Source organism: Microbacterium marmarense, from assembly GCF_037204165.1.
Classification (GTDB): Bacteria; Actinomycetota; Actinomycetes; order Actinomycetales; family Microbacteriaceae; genus Microbacterium; species Microbacterium marmarense.
In genome coordinates this window covers 631,650-644,498 of record NZ_JBBDGL010000002.1, presented here as the reverse complement: position 1 = coordinate 644,498, position 12,849 = coordinate 631,650, and the positions used below count along the sequence as shown (strand labels likewise).

At 63.8% G+C, this 12,849-nt stretch carries 13 protein-coding genes; 4 read left to right on the top strand and 9 right to left on the bottom strand.

Translation table 11 applies throughout. The features are described from left to right. From WDU96_RS09520 to WDU96_RS09510, 3 genes are read right to left on the bottom strand one after another with little or no spacing between them, the layout of a single operon-like run. The gene (locus WDU96_RS09520) at positions 1-1,161 is read right to left on the bottom strand and encodes an Mrp/NBP35 family ATP-binding protein (RefSeq protein ID WP_337338244.1); all 1,161 of its coding nucleotides are present in this window, start codon (positions 1,159-1,161) and stop codon (positions 1-3) included. Then, positions 1,161-1,691, bottom strand: a complete 531-nt coding sequence (locus WDU96_RS09515) for a DUF1003 domain-containing protein (protein ID WP_337338243.1) — start codon at positions 1,689-1,691, stop codon at positions 1,161-1,163. Before WDU96_RS09515 ends, WDU96_RS09520 begins: the two co-directional genes overlap by 1 nt. A gap of 1 nt (position 1,692) precedes the next feature. Further along, positions 1,693-2,985, bottom strand: a complete 1,293-nt coding sequence (locus tag WDU96_RS09510; protein WP_337338242.1) for a magnesium transporter MgtE N-terminal domain-containing protein — start codon at positions 2,983-2,985, stop codon at positions 1,693-1,695. Positions 2,986-3,024: 39 nt separating this feature from the next. Here WDU96_RS09510 and WDU96_RS09505 point away from each other — a divergent pair, with 39 nt between their 5' ends. Further along, positions 3,025-3,732: a YflT domain-containing protein gene (locus tag WDU96_RS09505; protein WP_337338241.1), complete on the top strand. Its 708-nt coding sequence runs from the start codon at positions 3,025-3,027 to the stop codon at positions 3,730-3,732. Next, positions 3,729-4,445, top strand: a complete 717-nt coding sequence (locus WDU96_RS09500; RefSeq protein WP_337338240.1) for an alpha/beta hydrolase family protein — start codon at positions 3,729-3,731, stop codon at positions 4,443-4,445. The genes WDU96_RS09505 and WDU96_RS09500 overlap by 4 nt, the downstream gene beginning before the upstream one ends. Here WDU96_RS09500 and WDU96_RS09495 read toward each other — a convergent pair. From WDU96_RS09495 to WDU96_RS09485, 3 genes are read right to left on the bottom strand one after another with little or no spacing between them, the layout of a single operon-like run. Next, positions 4,405-6,207 carry a gamma-glutamyltransferase family protein gene (locus tag WDU96_RS09495; RefSeq protein ID WP_420063955.1) on the bottom strand — a complete coding sequence of 601 codons (1,803 nt, stop codon included), beginning with the start codon at positions 6,205-6,207 and terminating at the stop codon, positions 4,405-4,407. The genes WDU96_RS09500 and WDU96_RS09495 overlap by 41 nt on opposite strands. After that, the gene (locus tag WDU96_RS09490) at positions 6,204-7,610 is read right to left on the bottom strand and encodes an aminopeptidase P family protein (RefSeq protein WP_337338239.1); all 1,407 of its coding nucleotides are present in this window, start codon (positions 7,608-7,610) and stop codon (positions 6,204-6,206) included. Before WDU96_RS09490 ends, WDU96_RS09495 begins: the two co-directional genes overlap by 4 nt. A 39-nt stretch (positions 7,611-7,649) precedes the next feature. Then, positions 7,650-8,672: an endonuclease/exonuclease/phosphatase family protein gene (locus tag WDU96_RS09485; protein ID WP_337338238.1), complete on the bottom strand. Its 1,023-nt coding sequence runs from the start codon at positions 8,670-8,672 to the stop codon at positions 7,650-7,652. Between the two features lie 89 nt (positions 8,673-8,761). Here WDU96_RS09485 and WDU96_RS09480 point away from each other — a divergent pair, with 89 nt between their 5' ends. Beyond that, on the top strand, positions 8,762-9,625 hold the full coding sequence (locus tag WDU96_RS09480; RefSeq protein WP_337338237.1) for a PHP domain-containing protein: 864 nt from the start codon (positions 8,762-8,764) through the stop codon (positions 9,623-9,625). Positions 9,626-9,659: 34 nt separating this feature from the next. Here WDU96_RS09480 and WDU96_RS09475 read toward each other — a convergent pair whose 3' ends face one another. Further along, on the bottom strand, positions 9,660-10,094 hold the full coding sequence (locus tag WDU96_RS09475) for an SHOCT domain-containing protein (RefSeq protein ID WP_337338236.1): 435 nt from the start codon (positions 10,092-10,094) through the stop codon (positions 9,660-9,662). A gap of 84 nt (positions 10,095-10,178) precedes the next feature. Continuing rightward, the gene (locus WDU96_RS09470) at positions 10,179-11,630 is read right to left on the bottom strand and encodes a DEAD/DEAH box helicase (RefSeq protein ID WP_337338235.1); all 1,452 of its coding nucleotides are present in this window, start codon (positions 11,628-11,630) and stop codon (positions 10,179-10,181) included. A gap of 187 nt (positions 11,631-11,817) precedes the next feature. On the opposite strand from WDU96_RS09470, the gene WDU96_RS09465 reads away from it, so the two are divergent. Then, a complete protein-coding gene (locus WDU96_RS09465; protein WP_337338234.1) occupies positions 11,818-12,531 on the top strand; it encodes a ferritin-like fold-containing protein in 714 nt (237 codons plus the stop codon). A gap of 20 nt (positions 12,532-12,551) precedes the next feature. Here WDU96_RS09465 and WDU96_RS09460 read toward each other — a convergent pair whose 3' ends face one another. Beyond that, the gene (locus WDU96_RS09460) at positions 12,552-12,842 is read right to left on the bottom strand and encodes a hypothetical protein (RefSeq protein ID WP_337338233.1); all 291 of its coding nucleotides are present in this window, start codon (positions 12,840-12,842) and stop codon (positions 12,552-12,554) included. Positions 12,843-12,849: the final 7 nt, after the last annotated feature.

Sequence of the window (12,849 nt, the reverse complement as noted above, 5' to 3'; positions counted from 1 at the left end):
TCAGCGCACGCGCATAGGCAGCGATCTGCCCGACAGCCCCCGGCGCGAATGGGCGAGCGCATCGGCGATATCGCCGATTGCCTCGGCGGCGGGATCGTCGGGGTGCGCGAGCACTGTCGGTGCGCTCGCGTCGGCGTCGGCGCGAAGCGTCGGACTGAGCGGCACCGATGCCAACAGGGGCACCTGCTGGTCATCCTGGCCCAAGGCATCGGCGACGGCCAGCCCGCCGCCGGAGCCGAACACATCGACGATGGTTCCATCGGCAAGCACCATGGCTGACATGTTCTCTATGACGCCGGTCACTTGCTGCCCGGTCTGTCGTGCCAGCAATCCGCTGCGCACCGCAACGTCAGATGCCGCAGACTGCGGCGTCGTCACGACGAGCACTTCGGCGTGCGGAAGAATCTGGCCCACTGAGATCGCGATATCACCCGTCCCCGGTGGCATGTCGATGAGCAAAATGTCGAGATCGCCGAAGAACACATCGGTGAGAAACTGCTGAATCGTGCGGTGCAGCATCGGCCCCCGCCAAGCGATGGCGCCAAGCGGGGACTCGTCGCCGCCTTTGCGCAGAAACATTCCGATCGAAATCACCTTCACCCCGTGCGCGACAGGAGGAAGCATGAGGTCGTCGATTCGCGTGGGCTGTGCGGCTCTGCCCGTAGAATCGGTCAGCCCCATGAGCGAGGGGATGGAAAACCCGTGGACGTCCGCGTCGATGAGACCTACCGCGAGCCCTCGCTGTGCGAGGGCGACGGCAAGGTTCGCGGTCATGGTGGATTTGCCGACGCCGCCTTTGCCGCTCGTCACGGCGATCACTCGTGTCAAAGAGTCAGCGGTGAACGGCATCTCACGCGTCGCGCGTCCGCCCTTGAGCTGTTCGGTCAGCGCTTTGCGTTCGGCGGGGGTCATGACGCCAACCTCAAGCGACACTGACGCGATTCCGGGAACGGATGCAGCGGCGGCGCGCACTTCAGCCGAGATGCGCTCTGCCGCTGGGCAGCCAACGATGGTCAACACAATGCTCACGTCGGCGTGCGGTCCGTCGACGGTGATCTCCCGCACCATATTGAGATCGCCGATGGGCATGCGAAGTTCGGGATCTGTGACTGCCCCGACCGCGGAGCGCACGGCTGCTGCACGTGGGTGTGTGGCATCCATCAGTTCTGACCGCGATCTTCTTCGTGCTCGGAACCAGACCCAACCTTCTCTACCAGACTGCGCAGTTCGGCCCGCAAGACATCTTTTGTGAGGAGCTCGTTCGACAGATCGGCCACGGTCATGCGCAATGCGACGACTTCGCGAGCGAGATATTCGGTGTCGGCGAGGTTGCGTTCGGCACGCTGGCGATCCTGTTCGATCTGCACGCGGTCGCGGTCGTCTTGCCGGTTCTGGGCAAGCAGGATCAGCGGCGCCGCATACGACGCCTGCAGCGAAAGCACGAGTGTGAGAGCGGTGAACCCGTTCGCTGCTGAATCGAATCGAAGCTCGACCGGCATGAGCGTGTTCCACGCCAGCCACGCCACGCAGAACAGGGTGAGACTCATCAGGAAGGCGGGGGTGCCCATTGCGCGAGCGATCCATTCAGTGAACCGTCCGAAACGGTCGCGCGAGGGGTGCGGGGCTCGTTGGAGAACGCCCGAGCGGCCTCGGGGAGCGTCGAGTGCGGGAACGCGGTTCGAACGGGCCATGTCAGTGCCTCCTCGGGATGCTCGCAGTGTTGGTGCTCACGGGCTGCCGTCGATGTTCGTTGCCATCGTGCGAGCGCCAGTCGTCGGGCAGCAGATAGTCCAGAACGTCATCAATACTCACCGCTCCGACCAAGCGTCGTGCAGGGTCGATGACGGGGACCGAGACGAGGTTGTAGCTCGCCAGCAGACGTGCCACTTCGGCAGCTGAAGCGCTCGAAGGCACGGGATCGACGCTGTCGTCGATGATCGCGCCTAGTCGTTCGTGCGGGGGATAACGCAACATGCGCTGAAAGTGCACCGTGCCCAGGAGTCGTCCGGTGGGGGTTTCGTATGGCGGCAGTGTGACGAAGACGGCGGCGGCCAGTGCCGGGTGCAATTCGTGACGGCGGATGAGCGCAAGCGCTTCCGCGACAGTGGCATCAGCGGAAAGCACGATGGGCTCGCTGGTCATCAGGCCGCCCGCTGTGTCGGAGCCGTACTTGAGCAGGGCGCGCACATCCTCTGCTTCTTCGGGCTCCATGAGGTCGAGGAGCTCCTCGAGGCGCTCTTCCGGCAATTGCGCAAGAACATCGGCAGCATCATCGGGCTCCATTGCGTCGAGGATGTCAGCCGCGCGCTCATCGCCAAGCGCCTCGAGAATGTGCACCTGCTCTTCTTCGGGCATCTCTTCGAGAGCGTCAGCGAGCCTGCTGTCGGTCATCTCTTCGGCTACTTCGATGAGACGCTCTTCGGGAAGATCGAGCAGGGTATTGGCGAGATCGGCAGGCTTCAGTTCTGAATAGGTAGCTACCAGCTGCTCTGCCGACTGCGCTTCGCCGGGGTTGCTCTGCTCGCGCACGTCATCCCACTGCGCGAAGGTTGTCGGCCCCTTCGCAAACGGCGATGCGCTCGTCTTGGGAAGGCGAAGGAAGAGCTGGCCCACATCCCACTCGCCGAGACGGTTGCGCTCGATCGCGACATCTTCGATGATTCCGGTGCCGCTGCCATCTCCGAAGTACACCTTGCGGCCCAGCAACTCGACCATCACACGAACCTCGCCGCCGCGCTGCTCGAAACGACGCACATTGATGAGTCCGGTGGTGATCACCTGCCCGGTCTCGATCGAGATCACGCGGCCGATGGAAACGAACACGTGACGACGGCCAGGAATCTCAACGACCAGGCCGGTGACGCGTGGGGGATCGTCCTTGCGATAGATGACGACGACATCACGCACCTTGCCGAGGCGGTCGCCAACGGGGTCGAAGACGGCGCAACCTGACAGACGCGCAACGAATACCCTTTGCGTGCTCACGAACCCAGCGTAGTCGTGCCCGCATGGGAGGATAGAGACATGACCATGATCGGCGGACGCTTTCCCCAGGGAGTCGACGAGGTCGGCCAGACACTCGTGACGTTTCCCACCTACGAGCGAGCCCAGAAGGCGGTCTCCACCCTGATCGCTGCGGAGGTGCCGGCGCGTGACATCGCCATCGTCGGGCTCGGCCTGCGCTCAGTGGAACGCATCACAGGGCGGCTCGGCTATGCCACCGCGGCGCGATCGGGCGCTATCAACGGGGTTTTGCTCGGTGTGCTCTTCTCAGCGATTCTGCTGCTCGGCACCACCGACGTTCCCGTACAGGCGCTCGTCGGGGTGCTCTTTGTCGGCGTCGCGATCGGCATGATGCTCAGCCTGGTCACCTTCGCATTCGTGCGGCGTCGCCGACCATTTGCGTCGGTGACCACCGTCGTGGCCGACAAATACGAGATCACCGTCGCGGCGGCCAGCTTTCAGAAAGCACGGCAAGCCCTGGCTGGGGGAGTCGCTGCTACAGAGGTGAACGCGCCGGCGGCTCAAAAGCGTTCGCGCGCCAAGAAAGAGTCGGCGCCTGAAACGGCCCCGACACCGCCAGTCTCCGAGCCTCGGCCTGCTCCGCAGGCGCGACCTCAGAGTGAAGAGCCACCTCGCTATGGTGAGCGCATCACCGGGCCCACTGATCCAACTTCAGATGCTGCTCCGACGCACGACAAGCCGACGGAGCACGACGCGGATCGCGCATGACGCACGACGCCCCGATAGCGGAGATCGAATCTCTCGTCGCGGTCTCACTTCCGAAGGGCACTGCGTCGGTGACGGCATGGCACGCCGCACCAGAGAATGCATGGGCCAGGCTCGCTGTCGCACACGGAGCAGGTGGCAACGCGCAGCATCCATTCTTCGACGGCCTCATCGCCGCCGCCCATGCTGCCGGGATCGCGACCGTGCGATTCAACTTTCCCTACTCGCAGGCAGGGCGCCGCTTGCCAGGCCCCGCCTCGCACGCCTTAGCCACCTGGGCTGCTATCGCCGAGTTCACGCCGACGGGCGAGTTGCCCCTCTTCGCATCTGGCAAGTCATACGGTGGCCGCATGGCGTCGATGGCCGCCGCCGAGAGCATGATCGATCCGGGGGGCCTGGTGTATCTGGGCTATCCGCTGCACCCGCCGGGCGAACCCTCGAAACTGCGAACGGCACATCTGGCGGGTGTAGCCCAACCGCAGCTGTTCGTTTCGGGCACAGCCGATCCGTTCGTTGATCCTCCCGAGCAGCTCGAGACAGCAGTGGCGTCATGCCAGAACGCGCGGCTCGAGTGGATCGCAGGCGGCGGGCATTCGTTCGAGGTCAAGGGCGCCAAGCGTTCCCCAGACGAGATCGCCGCGGGCCTCGTTGCGCTGATTGAGCCGTGGATGCGGGCTATCGGCCCGTCGCGTAGCCCTGCATTCCACGGGGATTAGCAGCAGCCCAGAGCAGTCCAGAAGCAGCATCACGCCCGACAGCAGACAGCCTCCCCAACGACCAGTCGCCCGCTCTCGTGACACGGTGACCACGGCGCTCGAGTCCCGCGATCAATGCGTCGCCGAGGCGATCTTCAACCACGGCCCCTGCGGGAGTCCAGGTTCGCGGCCAGAATGACTCTGGCATTGCGGTGGTGTGCAAAGCGGGAGCATCGATGGCTTCTTGCGGCGAGTACTCACCGACGATCATTCGCAGCAGGGCCAACAGCTGCCACTGATCCTGCTGGTCGCCACCCGGCGTGCCGATTGCGAACGCGGGCGCGCCGTTGCGCGAAACCAGCGTCGGGGTGAGCGTCGTTCGCGGCCGTCGCCCTGGCATCAGCGACGACGCGTAGCCCGGCGTGAGCCACGTCATCTGCAGTCGCGTGCCCAAGCAGAAGCCGAGAGCGGGGATAGTGGGAGAGGACTGCAGCCAGCCCCCGGAGGGAGTGGCAGAGATGATGTTCCCCCAACGATCGATCACGTCAAGGTGGCAGGTGTCGCCACGCGTGTCGCCGTTTCGCGCCACGGTAGGCTCGCCGGTTGCAACGTCGGCCGCGAACTCGTCAGAGGTGCGCAGTGGGGGAGCGAATCCCGCACGACCGCTCGGCGATCCAGGCCGAAACTCGTGTGAGGCCGCTTCGTTGATCAGGCTGCGCCTCGAGTCGAGATAGTCGGCGTCGAACAAAGCGTCGACCGGAACCTCGGCGTCACCAAACCATGCGTCGCGATCTGCGAGAGCAAGCTTTTGCGCCTCGAGGACCGTGTGCGCACCGCGCTCTTGCGAGGGATCGAGCGAATCGTCATTCAGCGGGTCGAGCATTGCGAGAGTCTGCAACAGAGCTGGCCCTTGAGACCAGGCGCCGGGCTTGGCGATGTCGTAGCCGCGAAACGGCATCGTGATCGCGGGCTCGAAGCTGGCATCGAAGGCGGCGAAGTCCGCAGGAGTGATGACGCCAGCGTGATGGCTGCCCGCAGAGTGTCGGTGCGGCGTCGCAAGAAACGTCGATGCTTCACGAGCGACGAGACCGGCCTTCCACTCGTCGCGTGCCGCGTCAATTCGTGCGGCTCGCCCGATCGGTCCTTCGTCGCTCACCGTGCACGTCGCGGTGCTGAGCGAATCGAGCACGTCTGCGTACGCTCGGTTGAAGACCATCTCGCCGGGTCGAGGCGGCACACCGTTCGGCAACCACAGGTCAGCAGACGTGGTCCAGTGGTTGCGAAACAGGTCGGCCACGCGTGCGACTGTTGCCGCGGCGCCCGCCAAGATCGGATGCCCGTCGCGGGCGTAGCCGATTGCGTACGCCAGCACGTCACGCAGTTCCCACGTGCCGTGGTCGCGCAGGAGCAGCAGCCACGCGTCGACGGCGCCAGGAACAGCGGCGGCAAGGCCACCAGCTCCTGGAACAAGGTCAAGGCCCTCAGTGCGATAGTGCTCGATTGTGGCAGCAGCCGGGGCCGGGCCCTGTCCCATCAGCACACGAGGTTCGTCAGCGTCCGCTCTCTGAATGATTCCGACCAGATCGCCCCCGGGACCGTTGAGATGGGGCTCGACCACGTGCAAGACGAAGGCAGCAGCCGTCGCCGCATCGAAGGCGTTGCCACCGCGTTCCAGAACAGCTTGAGCCGTCGCGCTGGCAAGCCAGTGCGTAGATGCGGCCATGCCGAACGTGCCCGACAGGGTCGGGCGGGTGGTGAACGGCGACGGAGCGGTGAAACTCACGCGAGGCGCGCGATCCACGCCTCGATTTCGTCGGCGGTACGTGGCATCGCCGCAGACAGATTGACGGGGCCGTCGACGGTCATCAAGATATCGTCTTCGATGCGCACGCCGATCCCGCGATACTCCTCAGGCACCGTGACGTCATCAATTTGGAAATACAGCCCTGGCTCGATGGTGAACACCATTCCAGGTTCGAGCACGCCGTCATAGTAGAGATCTCGTCGGGCTTGCGCGCAATCGTGCACGTCGATACCCAGATGGTGGCTGGTGCCGTGCACCATGTATCGGCGGTGGTGACCACCGCTATCGGGTTCGAGCGCTTCCTCAGCCGTGACCGGAAGGAGTCCCCACTCCGCGACACGGGCCGCTATAACTGTCATAGCCGCATCGTGCACCGACCGAAACGTGACACCGGGGCGTGCCGAGGCGAAGGCGAAGTCTGCAGCTTCACGCACGGCCTCGTATACCTTGCGCTGCACGTCGGTGAAAGTGCCGTTCACAGGAAAGGTGCGTGTGATGTCGGCGGTGTACAGGCTGTCAACTTCCACCCCGGCGTCGACGAGCATCAGGTCGCCGGGCATCACGGCCCCGTCGTTGCGCGTCCAATGCAAGTAGCACGCGTGTGGGCCGGATGCGGCGATCGTGTCGTAGCCGACTGTGTTGCCGTCGCTGCGTGCCCTGGTGTGAAACACTCCCTCGACGACGCGTTCCCCGCGTGCGTGCGCGATGATCGCGGGAATATTCGAGACGATGTCATCGAAACCTCGTGCGGTCACATCGACAGCGAGTCGCAGTTGGGCGACTTCGTATTCGTCTTTCACGAGCCGCAACTCAGACACCGCGCGAGTGAGAGTGGAATCCTCGTCGACGACGAGGTCTGCGTCGAAATACTCGATCTCGTCGATATGCGCAGTCGCGATCGCGAGATCAGACGCGACGCCTTCGAGCGCAGGGCGAGGGCCGATCCAGAACTCGCCGATCGAAGCATCTGAGTAGAACTCTGCCGTCGTGCGATCCGCTCGCTCCCGAAAGTAGAGAGTGGCCTCGTGGCCCCGCTGGCCGGTGGGCTCGAACACCAGAACGGCTCCCGGTTCTGCGTCGCGGGCCCAACCCGTCAGATGCGAGAACGCAGAATGCGCGCGGAACGGGTAGTCGGTGTCGTTGCTTCGTTGTTTGAGCTCGCCAGCGGGAACGATGAGGCGCTGACCGGGAAACATGCGTGAGAGCGATTCGCGACGGGCGGCAGCGAAGGGAGCCTGCTCGCGCGGAGGGGAGGCGTGAGCGGGGCGCTGAGCCCAACCTGACGAGATCGTGTCGAGAAACCCCTGGCCGTAAGGCTGGCGACGGTTAGTGCTGGTCGTGGAAGTAGCGGCCTCGGTGCTGGTGTTGCCTGTCGTGCTCATTCCTCAAGTCTCGCACGCAAACCGCATCGCAGGCAGGGACTATTCAGCCGGTTCAAGCTGCACGATCAGCGGACGATGGTCAGACCCTGAGCCGTCGAGCGTGCGCAATACGACTGAGCCGGTGGCCACCCAGTGCGACGACGCCATGACGTGATCGATCGGTGCTCCGGCGAGAGCCCTGATCGACGAGGGCCACGTTCCGACTGCACCGCTGCCGGTGTCGACGGCACTGTCGTGGCAATCGCCTAACGTGCCGCCGTTGGTGCCTAAACCACCGAAGTGATCGACGGTGGCGTTGAAGTCGCCGGCCATGATGACATTGGAGTCGGCGCATTGATCTGCCAACCACTGCAGATCTGAGCGCCAGCTATCCATATAGGCCTCGCGCGGCGCCACCGCGTGAGCGACCACGACTGTCGGACCGGAACCATCTGTGGGCATCGCGACGGCACTGGGGAGGGTCGAGGTGTTACTGGTGCCTTCAAGCGACGACTCGATGATGGCGTAGTCGCCGAGCGCGGGAGAGATGAGCAGGGTGGTCGAACTGGCATCCCACCCATCGTCACCGTACTCAGTGTGGTGTGCCCACATGGGGTGATCGAGTGCGCGCATCGCGATGGCAACAGCTTCGCCCGTTTCAATGGTGGTCTCGGGCAGGGCGACGATGTCGGCGTCCATCGCCACAGCGATCTTCGCTACCGTCTCGGGCGGCGTGGCGTCTCCTGCTGTATTCCATGTCATCACGCGAATACTCGTGTCGGTTTGCTCAGGAAGTGCATCAGTGCCGCTCACGCCTCGTGTGAGCAAGATGGCACCGCTTGCCACGGATGCGAGACCGAAGACAAGCGCGACGGAGAGGGCGAAGGCACGCATCGGCCGAACAAATGCCACCAGCAGCATCAGCAATGTCAGCGCGATGAAAGCAGCGAGAAGCACGCTGCGAAACGAGATGATCTGCGCGATCGGGTAGATGCGATCGACACGAAAGAACGACGGCCAGGTGAGAACCGCTACGGCAATCGCACACACCACGGTGATGAGGATTCCGAGCAGGCGAAGCACGTCGCGACTCTACGTGAGCAGCCTGTGAGATCGGTCCGTGGCGCGCGTGAGTAGGCAGAGAGGAGCCGGTTGCGCGCTACTGTCGAAAGATGCCCCGAATGCAACGGTTTGACGGTCCGAGCGACCTGCATCTGCACTCGGCGCAATCGGATGGCACGCAGCCTCCGGCGGAAGTGATGGCGGCTGCGCACCGACACGGCCTCCGTACGGCGGCGTTGACCGATCACGACACTACGTCGGGCTGGGCTGAAGCTTCGCAAGCGGCAGCATCCCTCGACATGACCTTCATTCCTGGCATGGAGTTATCGGCGAAGCACGAATGGCAGAGTGTGCATATACTCGCCTATCTTTTCGATCCCGAAGATGCGGCAATGAAAAAGCTCATCGAGATGATCCGTTCGTCGCGACTCGACCGCGCTCGCAACATGGCTGAACGTATCGCTCGAGACATGGATCTGACGTGGGACGACATTCTTGCGCACACCACCGCCGGAGCAACGGTGGGCAGGCCCCATATCGCGGACGCGCTGGTCTCTCGGGGCTTCGTGAAGGACCGCACCGAGGCATTCGCCCGCATTCTGCATCCACGTGGCGACTACTACGTTTCGCTCTACGCGCCTGACCCGTTGTCTGCGACGCAGTTGATTGTGGCTGCGGGGGGAGTGCCGATTATCGCTCACCCCGCGGCGCGCGAGCGCCCGCTGCCCGACGCGTTGGTTGACGCCATGCTCGATGCCGGTCTGGGAGGGTTCGAGTTAGAGCATCGGGAGAATCTCCCCGCTCCGACGCGCGCACTTCGAAAACTCTGTGACGAGCGCGATCTGATCGTCACCGGGTCGAGCGACTACCACGGCCTCGGCAAGCCGAACCTTCCCGGGGAGAACACGACGGCTGACGAGATGGTGGCGCGAATCATCGACCGTGCAACAGGAAGCGCCCCCGTCTACCCGTAGGAGACGAGGGCGCTTGCACCTATGGCGCGTCAGATCAGGCGAGTGCCTTCGACTTGATCGCGTCGTACTCGGCCTGCGTGATTGTGCCGGCGTCGAGAAGAGCCTTCGCCTTGGCGATCTCTTCTGAAGGGCTGCTGCCGGTTGCACCAGCGACCGACTTGATGTACTCGTCCTGCGCAGCCTTCATCTCGCTCGCAGCACTCGCACTGCGACGGGCCATGCCGTTGCCGCGAGCGATCAGGTATACGAGCAAGGTGAGGAACGGCACGAAGATCAAGAAGATGATCCAGATTGCCTTCCACCAGCCGCTCAGCTTGTGATCGCGGAACAGGTCGCCGATGACGGCGAACAGCGCGAACAGGTACGCCATGAAAACGAAGATGAGCAGGAACCACCAGATGATGTCCCAGAAGGAGCCCCAAAACCCCTGATACTCGTACCCCGTGGTGACAGCTTCAATAAATCGCACGGTTGTGCCTTTCTACATGCAAGCGTGCGGCACCGCCTGCGGCGCCTCGTTGCAACCTTAGCTTGCCTGGGAGGTTTCTGTGAACTACGCGCTTGCCGGGGCGCTCGGTGTGCCGGTCGATCCGCCGCCGCGACGACGACGCCGGCGGCGGGGTGCTGACTTGCCATCGTGGTGCTCGACGCCGCCACCATCGTGAGTGCCTGCACCCTCTGCGGCGCGCTCTGCGGTGGCCGCGGAGGCGTGGCCTTCGGCGGTTGTCGGGTTCGACGACGATCCTCCCCGGCCGCGGCGGCGCGGGGGCCGGCTCGACGAGGAAGAATCGTTCGTCTTGGGGGATTGCGCGCGAGGAGCGGTCACGATGCGACCCTTGGTGCCCGCAGGGATATTCAGATCGCTGAACAAGTGAGGGCTCGACGAGTACGTCTCAACGGGGTCGGGCTGGCCGAACTCAAGCGCACGGTTGATCAGCGCCCACTTGTGCAGGTCTTCCCAGTCGACGAACGTGACCGCGATACCGGTCTTGCCGGCGCGACCGGTTCGGCCGGCACGGTGAAGATAGGTTTTCTCATCGTCGGGAATGGTGTGGTTGATGACGTGCGTCACGTCGTCAACGTCAATACCGCGTGCGGCGACGTCGGTCGCGATCAGCAGGTCTTTCTTACCCGCCTTGAACGCTGCCATTGAACGCTCACGCGCCTCTTGGCTCATATCGCCGTGCACGGCGCCAGCATTGAAGCCGCGGTCGCCCAATTCGTCGACGAGGCGCTGCGCGGCGCGCTTGGTTCGCGTGAAGATCACGGTCTTGCCGCGCCCTTCTGCCTGCAGAATGCGGGCAATCACCTCGTCTTTGTCGAGTGAGTGAGCGCGGTACACGAGGTGCTCGATGTTGGCTTGCGTGAGGCCCTCATCGGGGTCGCTCGCACGAATGTGGATCGGGTTCGACATGAACCGGCGGGCCAGGGCAACGATCGGTCCTGGCATGGTCGCCGAGAACAGCTGCGTGTGACGCACGGGCGCGACCTTGGTGAAGATCTTCTCGATGTCGGCGAGGAAGCCGAGGTCAAGCATCTTGTCCGCCTCGTCGAGCACAACCTCGGTGGCGTTGGAGAGGTCGAGAAGGCGCTGATTGTTCAAGTCGATGAGACGCCCAGGGGTTCCGACCACGATCTGCGCTCCAGCCTTGAGCTGGTCGATCTGACCCTCATAGGCCTTGCCGCCGTAGATCGCCACGACGCTCGTGCCGCGGTTCTTTGTGAGCATGTCGATGTCTTCGAACACCTGAACACACAGCTCGCGGGTAGGTACCACGATGAGTGCTTTGACGCCGGGCTCTGGGTTGAGGCCGAGGCGCTGCACGACGGGGATGCCGAAGCCGAAGGTCTTGCCGGTTCCGGTCTTGGCCTGGCCGATGATGTCTTGCCCGGGAAGGCCAAGGGGGATGGTCTGTTCTTGGATGGGGAAAGCGTCGACGATGCCTTTGTCAGCGAGTGCGTCGAGGATGTCCTGGTCGACGCCGAGTTCGGCGAAGGTGGTCACAATGTGAGCCTGTCCGGCAGTGAGATGCTGCCTGGTCGATGCCCTGGCGCGGTCAGTTCCACGCGGGCGGAAGTGCGATCCACGCCTTCTCTCTTGCCACAGGCGCGGGGGCCCCGATCCAACGCCGGGACGAACCCCAGAATAGCGGAGGAGTGCTGAATGGACGCCGCGCCGTATGCTGAACGGCGTGGTGAATTGGTTTTGGAAGCGGCGCGAGGTGGGACGAAAGCTTCAACTGCGCTCGCGAGATGATCAGGATGGCGCGCTTCGCGTCGACTTTGAAGAGCTCGCTCCCGACGTCGATACCTTTCTAGGGCAGGCCGCTTACTTGCAATTGGGCTTCTTCGAGACGTTGAGCGAATTGATCGCTCACACCCCCGAGCTCGCAGACAAAGAGTCGCTGTCACGAGCTGCCGGAGCCGCGCTGACGAAGCATGAGGCGCTGGTCGCATTGATCAGGCACCGAGGCACTGACCCGACAGCGCTGATGCTGCCGTTCCGCGAATCGCTCGACGCGTTTCGTCGCGCCACGCACGGAGTTCGCGCGTTCGAGACGATGCTCTCGGTGCACATCACCGCGGGAATGCTCGACGACTTCTACCTGTCGCTATCGGCCAGCTACGGCGACACTGGCACGCGGGTGTCAAAGATTCTGCGGGCAGACGATGACCGGGGCGCGATCGTCGAGATCATCGGTCGCGCCATTGCCAGCGACGAAGAGTGGCGATCCCTTCTGGCTATGTGGGGTCGGCGGCTCGTCGGAGACACGCTGCTGATCGCACGCTCAGCACTGCGGCCCGGCGCGCTGGGCGCGGCCGACGTAGAAAAGGTCGAACCGGTCTTCACACAGCTGATGGCGGCGCACTCGCGTCGTATGGATGCGATGGGCCTCGCAGCATGAGCGGCTCTTTTGTCGCGTGATCAGCCGAGCCGAAGCGTGACTTGCTGTCGTGCGTCGTGGGTGACACGTCGCTTCGCCAGCACGACGATCGCTGGGTAGGTCACTGCTGCGGGCACGACGATCATGGAAAGCCAGAGCCACAGGTTGTCAGTGCCCACCCCGGCCCAGGTGAGGATCGTCCAAGCGACCACTGCTGATACCGCACCGAGTACGGGCGCAACTGCGACGCCACGGGTGTATCGATCGCCCACCAGAAAGTGGATGCCAGCACCAATGCTCGCGCCTACAACGAGCGCAAGAATGATCTGCATTGCAGGG